The sequence below is a fragment of the Sulfurovum sp. bin170 genome (assembly GCF_010892395.1).
In the GTDB taxonomy this organism is placed as follows: Bacteria; Campylobacterota; Campylobacteria; order Campylobacterales; family Sulfurovaceae; genus UBA1140.
Map to the genome: position 1 here is coordinate 1 of NZ_JAACKB010000051.1, position 6,984 is coordinate 6,984.

The following is a 6,984-nucleotide window of genomic DNA, read 5'->3' on the forward strand; positions in this document are numbered from 1 at the left end:
ATCAGACCCAACGACCTCTTTGTCCTCATAGTTTTGCAAGAAGTCTATTTTACCTTAAAAAACTCCAAATACCAATCAACAAACCTATCAACTCCAAGCTGAATAGGTGTAGCTGGTTTATAGTCCAAATCCTCTACCAAATCAGTCACATCGGCAAAAGTTGCAGGAACATCCCCAGGCTGAATTGGCATCATATTTTTCTCTATTGTTTTACCAAGCTTGTTCTCAATAGCAGTGATAAAGTCCATAAGCTTAACTGGGTTATTATTTCCAATATTATAGATTTTATAAGGAGCAGACGAAGTCGAAACTCTACCATCTTTACCATTCCAAGACTTATCCTTTTTAGCAGGATTATCAATAACTCGTATCACACCCTCTACAATATCATCAATATAGGTAAAGTCTCGCAACATCTCACCGTTATTGAAGACATCTATACTTCTGCCTTCAAGTGCTGCTTTTACAAAGAGAAACAGAGCCATATCTGGTCGTCCCCATGGTCCATACACTGTAAAAAATCTAAGTCCTGTAGTCGAGATACCAAAAAGATGTGAATAGGTATGTGCCATCAATTCATTGGATTTTTTACTTGCAGCATAGAGTGAAATTGGGTGGTCAACACTATGTTCTGTAGAAAAAGGTAAAGCCTCATTCAACCCATAAACCGATGAACTAGAAGCATAAGAGAGATTGGTCACACCATTATGTCTACACGCTTCCAAGATATTCATAAACCCAATGATATTACTATCCATATATGCATCAGGATTGGTCAGACTATATCGCACCCCTGCTTGTGCAGCAAGGTTACAGACTGCGTCAAATTTTTCCTCTGCAAAGAGCTTCATCATATTCTCTTTATCTTCTAGGTTCAGTTTTATAAACTTATAGTTTGCATTTGCAGAAGAGGTTAACAACTGATTATACTCTATCTCCGCACCCTCTTCTAAATTTTCTATAATCCCTGTTCTTTGAAGTCGTCCATATTTGACACTAATATCATAATAGTCATTGATACAATCAAGCCCTACTACCTCATCACCTCTTGCTACAAGCTTCTGTGCCAAATTCGAACCTATAAATCCTGCTGTTCCTGTTACTAAAATTTTCATGTTACTCCAAAATAGATTATTTTTTTTTGTTATTTTTAATGTGGAATTATATCTAATCTCTTATTAATATTTTCATCATCAAAAAGGGAATATGGAAAAGAGAGCCATAAGCCCCAACATAGTATAATCAGAAAAATAACAATAAAAAATATAGGAGTCAAAAGTGTCACGAAAATTAGTAAGTTTTGACTGGGCAATGAAAAAGATTTTGCGACAAAAGGCAAATTTTGGAATTTTGGAGGGTTTTTTAACGGAACTTTTGAAATTTGATGTGAAGATTCAAGAGATTTTAGAGAGTGAAGCGAACCAAGAGACAGAGGATGATAAGTTCAATCGAGTTGACCTGTTAGCAAAAAATGAGAAGGGTGAACTAATCCTAATAGAGGTTCAGCATAGAAGTGAGATAGACTACTTTCATCGAATGCTTTATGGTTCATCCAAGTTGATTACAGAGTATATCAAACAAGGCAAAGGTTATGGCAGAGTCAAAAAGGTCTATTCTGTCAATATTGTCTATTTTGAACTGGGTCAAGGCAGAGACTATATCTATCATGGTAAAACTGAGTTTAGAGGATTTCATGAAAAAGAAGAGATACTTAGACCATCCCAAAAACAACAAGAGGATTTTTTGATAGATAGAGTTTATGAAATTTATCCTGAATATTTTGTGATTCGTGTTAATCAATTTAACGATATTGCTAAAAACTCTTTGGATGAGTGGATTTACTTTTTGAAAAATGAGGAGATAAAAGATAAGTTCAAAGGAAAAGGGTTAGATGAAGCAAAAAAGACACTTGATGTCATGAAACTTGGAGAGAAGGCAAGAGCAGTTTATAATAGGAGACAAGAGAACAAGATGTATAAGGCTTCTTTGCTATATACTGCCAAAGTTGAAGGGATAGAAGAGGGTGAAAAGAGAGGAAGAGCAGAGGGTGAGAAGAAGAGAGAGATTGAAATAGCCAAAATATCATTAAAACAAAATATAGATATAACTACTATCTCTTTGATTACAGGTCTTACTGTTGAGGAGATTGAGAAACTAAGAGAGAGATAATAATTGGTGTTGACTTTACTATGCATTCCACCTGAAGAGAGACTGTGCAAGAACTTCTTCCACAGCCTCGGACGATGGGAATGATATAACTACCTAGTCGTCATTTGAAGAATTAAAAAATAGGGGTCAATGAGCAATTTATAGGTATTGGCATTGGATTTGGCAATAAGATTCCACTTTGCCTGTTTGGGTTTTTGTATTAAAACTCCCTAGCCCCCTCAACATAAGTATAAGGAACCTGTACATAGTTAAACAGTGTAGAGTATTTTCCTAGAGTAGGGCGAAAGAGTTTGGATAGGTTGACTCCTAATCCTAGATAGATGTTTCTCTCTCTTCCCTCCACTGGCAGAGAGTCGTGGTTGAAGTTTCGGCTATAGTACCCAATGTGAAGTTCAAAATATTTTAGAGGGGTATCTTCAAAAAGTTCAAATCCATTGGCTTTGATAGCCATAAGGTGTTTCATCCGTTCATAGTCTGTAGTGAAGTCGGTTTGATTTTTGCTTTCACTTTTTTTAAATGGGTTATACTCTACACGAAAGTCTACTTTTTTTGCCAGTGAGGGGTTGAGATACCAGAGATAACCTGATACAGCACCAAAGGCATCGGCGATAAAATCCTGTTGTGAAAATCCATGTTCGCTATATCCATCACCTATCTCTATTAGAATTCCTGAAAGTAATATAGAGGTTAGTGAGCCATATAGGGCAGACTCTTTTTTGGTGTATCCCCAATCTTCATATATAGGTGACATAATTCGTGTTGTTAGATAATTGGTATAGAAGTGACCTAGTTTGTCTGAACCACCGTTTGAAGTTGTTTTGTCAAACCAACCCTCATCATCCCAGTGGTAATCCTCATCTCCATAACCCCATTGGCTAAAACCCCAAGTTAGTACACCTGTGGCTATACCAATATTTGTGATAGCTAGTTTTTCTGTTTTTGATAGATTTTCAATAAAACTTTTGGAGTTATTTGTATCGTCTGCATGGAGAAATATATTTGATATGAAAAGAGATATGACTACTATTTTTTTAAACATTAAAGACCTTTTTTTTCACTGGATTTCTTAAAGAGCTATTGGAATCGGAGGCTTTAGCCCCGAATAAGGCGAGGCTAAAGCCCAATGCCAATGAATTAGCGAGGCTGAAGCCATCGTTTCCTAGACTATCAAAGTATATCATGAAGTCTGTTAGCCTCTAGCATCCATCTGTGTAGAGCATCCCAATCCTTATCCTCTACCATCTTTTGACAACGGCTCATCTCAGAGTTGAATGTCTCCATTGACTCTAATATATTATCTCTGTTTTGTCTAAAAATATCTTCCCACATATTGGGCGAACTTTTGGCGATACGGCTCATGCTTTTAAAACCACCACCTGCAAGGGCTATAATACTTCCTGAATCCTCTTGCTTCATAACGGAGTTGGCAATAGCATAGCTGACTGCATGGGGCATGTGTGAGATGAATGCAGCGTGTCTATCGTGTTCCTTTGCACCCATAAATACAACTTTTGCCTCTATGTCATTAAATAGTCCAATTGCAATATCTCTCTGTAACTCTCCACTCTGCTCTTTGTTACAGACAACCATCACTTTATCTCTGTAGAGATTATCAATAGCAGCTGTTGGACCAAATTTTTCGGTACCTGTCATTGGGTGGGAGGTTACAAAGTTTTTTCTAATCTCTGGAGGGATGTTAGCAGAGATTTTGGCTTTGCTAGAACCAAAGTCGATGACCGTACAATCTTCATGAATATCTTTTAGATTTTGAGCCGTAGCTATGATAGCATCTACGGGAATAGTTAAGATAATAACAGCACAAGATTTTATATCTTCAAAACTATCAGATATTTTGTCGACAAGATTTAGAAGAAGAGCCTCTTTTTGATGTTTTTTATTATGGTCATGACCTATAATATGATACTTTTGTGGAAATTTTTTTAGTGCCATTCCAAGAGAACCACCCATTAATCCAAGACCTATAATACCTATATTCATCTATTCTCCTTGATTTAGGATAAAAGTATAGCACTTTTTTAGTGAAAAAAAGATACACTAGCAACATTTGAATAATAAAGATACAGACTTAAGGAATTATTAATTATATGAGAAAAATTCTACCATTATCAGTTACACTAAGTTCTCTACTTCTCTCCCAAACAGTTACCTCTCTTGAGTACAAAGGGTTGCTCCACCTCTCAGAAGATGTTGCAACAGAGATATCAGGTATTCATATTGGAGATGAGTTTGATATAAATAAGATTGATGAATCGCTTAAGAGTTTCTATAGACAGGGCTATTTTTCAGATATATGGGTCTCTGCCACAGAGAGTGGTGGCTTGGTCTATAATTTTAAAGAGAAGTCTACTATATCTAAGCTAGAGATGAATGGATATAGCTCTGATGATGAACAGGAGGCACTTTTTATCAGTGTTGGATTGAGAAAAGGTGACCTTTATGATATAAAAAAAGTAGAGAATGCCAAAAAGAGACTAATCAAAAAGATTGAGTCAGAGGGTTACTATGATACCGTTGTTGAGGTCAATGCAGAGCCAAAAACAGATAGTATCGCACTCTCATTTGAAGTAAACAAAGGTGAAAAGATATACATCCAAAATATTAATTTTGCAGGTGCTGACCATATTGATGTTGATGAGTTAGAGGATGCTTTAGCCAATCAAGAAGAGGATGCTTTGGGTTGGTTACCCGGTCTACATAGTGGTGTAGCACATATGGATCAGCTTGGTTATGACTCATTTAGAGCAAAAGATGTCTATATGAAAAATGGTTACCTTGATGCAACAGTGAGTGAGCCATTGATGCGTGTGGATAGTGGCTCTTATCTTGCTGATGTATCATATCAGGTTAGTGAGGGTGAGCAGTATCGAATAAAATCGATAGAGATTGTAGGTCTTGTTGATGGTTTGGACAAGGATGAAATCTTGGATGAACTTAGACTTCTTGATGGAAAAGTGTTTAATGTAGATAAGTTACGAAAAGATATGGGATATATTCAAGAGCAGGTTGCCAACTTGGGCTATGCTTATGCTAAAGTAGCTCCTAACTTTAATAAAAATGAGGCAGATAAAACTGTTGATATTCAGTTTAGTGTAAGAGCAGGTAACAAAGTTACCATCAATGATGTTATCATCTCTGGAAACTACTCAACAAAAGATAGAGTCATACGAAGAGATATATTTCTAGCTCCTGGTGATATATTTAATCTAACAGATTTAAAAGATAGCAAGAGTGCTTTGGGTCGAAGAGGATATTTTGAAAATATAGATATAGAGCAACAGAGGGTTGATGAGAGCAATATAAATCTTCTGGTCAAGGTAAAAGAGACTGCTACAGGAAGTATACAAGCGGGTGGTGGATATGGCTCATATCAGGGGTTTATGCTCAATGCCTCCTTGTCCGACCGTAATATCTTAGGCTCTGGAATGAGTGCTAGTTTAGGGTTTGACCTCTCTAAAGTATCTACCAACTACTCACTCTCAATCAACAACCCAAGAGTATGGGATAGTGAGTATAGTTTGGGTATGAGTATTTATAAAAATGAGTATGAGTATTCGACTTATCAACATGATACATTTGGTGTAAGTTCAAATATTGGTAAACGATTAACTCGTCATCTATATGGCTCTTTGGGATATAGTTATAGTGAGAATGATATTGATAGCAATGGGACATCAACTGCTATAATATCTTCCGTCTTTTCCAATGAAGATTTAAATTATGCAAAGAGTACCATCTCAGTTGGTCTATCTTATGACTCTACAGATGATTTCTTTGTCCCAAGAGAGGGTATAATCTTGGGAGGTAATGTAGGTTATTCAGGTGTTGGTGGCGATGAAGAATTTATGGCATACTCTGCAAAGTTTGGTCTCTACTATGGTGTTGAAGATTATATAGACTATGATTTAATCTTTAGATATAAACTTCGAGCGAAATGGTTACAAGAGACAGGGCATATCTCTGGACCAGAGAAGCTTTTTTTGGGAGGGGTTTCAAGTGTTAGAGGTTATGAACCATATAGTATTGCTCCAACTAGGCGTTGTGAAGAGGATGAGAATTGTGAATATAAATACCTTGGTGGTATGAAAAGTGTTGTAAATACTATTGAAGCGAGTATCCCTCTATCAACTGCTGCAAAGATGCGTTTGGCATTTTTTGCTGACTATGGTATGATTGGTGAGACTAACTTTGATGAGATAAAGAGAGCAGGGTATGGTGTATCTCTGGAGTGGTACTCACCTATGGGACCTATCAACTTAGTATTTGCACGAGCTAAAAACCCTGGTGAGTTAGATAAAACTTCAAACTTTGAGTTTACTATGGGACGAAAATTTTAAAAGTTATCTATTTTCTAAAAATAGCACTAAAAAGACAATTTTTGTCACTCTTTGGTGCTATAATTCTTCCATGTTAATAATAAAAACCAAACTACCAACTAAAAATCTACCAATCAGAAGAGTTTTAGCAAAACTTTTTCAATCCTACATCTATCATTCATTAGACAACAAAGAAGATGACGGCTATAAACATGCCAATGGCAAGGTCTTTAAGGTGATGAATTTTAAAATTGATACAGATACACTTATTCATACACAAGATTTCAAGAAAAACAAGTTAAAATATTAATCAATCTTTTAATCTGTAGGAAGTTTCTATCAACATCATATATTTTGAAAAACTCCAAGAAGTCTCTTACTTGGTAATGTACCAATTCCGTTGACAATCAATAATTAAGGCTACTTTAAAGAAAAAGATTATTTAATTACAGAAAAATGAAAACAATAAAAATAGAAGTAA

Annotated in this window: 6 protein-coding genes; 3 read left to right on the top strand and 3 right to left on the bottom strand. The window is 35.9% G+C overall.

Features of this window, described 5'->3' with window-relative positions; all coding sequences use genetic code 11:
* Positions 1–44 precede the first annotated feature (44 nt).
* The gene (locus tag GSY74_RS01150) at positions 45–1,115 is read right to left on the bottom strand and encodes an NAD-dependent epimerase (RefSeq protein WP_164663264.1); all 1,071 of its coding nucleotides are present in this window, start codon (positions 1,113–1,115) and stop codon (positions 45–47) included.
* 163 nt (positions 1,116–1,278) lie between these two features.
* Between GSY74_RS01150 and GSY74_RS01155 the strand changes: the two genes are divergently transcribed.
* Complete coding sequence (locus GSY74_RS01155; RefSeq protein WP_223157423.1) at positions 1,279–2,169, top strand: Rpn family recombination-promoting nuclease/putative transposase; 891 nt, start codon at positions 1,279–1,281, stop codon at positions 2,167–2,169.
* Positions 2,170–2,368: 199 nt separating this feature from the next.
* Here the strand turns inward: GSY74_RS01155 and GSY74_RS01160 are convergent, their stop codons facing one another.
* Together GSY74_RS01160 and GSY74_RS01165 are read right to left on the bottom strand one after the other, a co-directional pair.
* Positions 2,369–3,208 (bottom strand): DUF2279 domain-containing protein, encoded by an 840-nt coding sequence (locus tag GSY74_RS01160; protein WP_164663265.1) that lies wholly within the window; start codon positions 3,206–3,208, stop codon positions 2,369–2,371.
* Between the two features lie 128 nt (positions 3,209–3,336).
* Positions 3,337–4,167: a prephenate dehydrogenase gene (locus tag GSY74_RS01165; protein WP_164663266.1), complete on the bottom strand. Its 831-nt coding sequence runs from the start codon at positions 4,165–4,167 to the stop codon at positions 3,337–3,339.
* Positions 4,168–4,274: 107 nt separating this feature from the next.
* On the opposite strand from GSY74_RS01165, the gene bamA reads away from it, so the two are divergent.
* Both bamA and GSY74_RS01175 read left to right on the top strand, forming a co-directional pair.
* The gene (gene bamA / locus GSY74_RS01170; protein WP_164663267.1) at positions 4,275–6,524 is read left to right on the top strand and encodes an outer membrane protein assembly factor BamA; all 2,250 of its coding nucleotides are present in this window, start codon (positions 4,275–4,277) and stop codon (positions 6,522–6,524) included.
* 70 nt (positions 6,525–6,594) lie between these two features.
* Positions 6,595–6,813 (top strand): hypothetical protein, encoded by a 219-nt coding sequence (locus tag GSY74_RS01175; RefSeq protein ID WP_164663268.1) that lies wholly within the window; start codon positions 6,595–6,597, stop codon positions 6,811–6,813.
* Positions 6,814–6,984 lie beyond the last annotated feature (171 nt).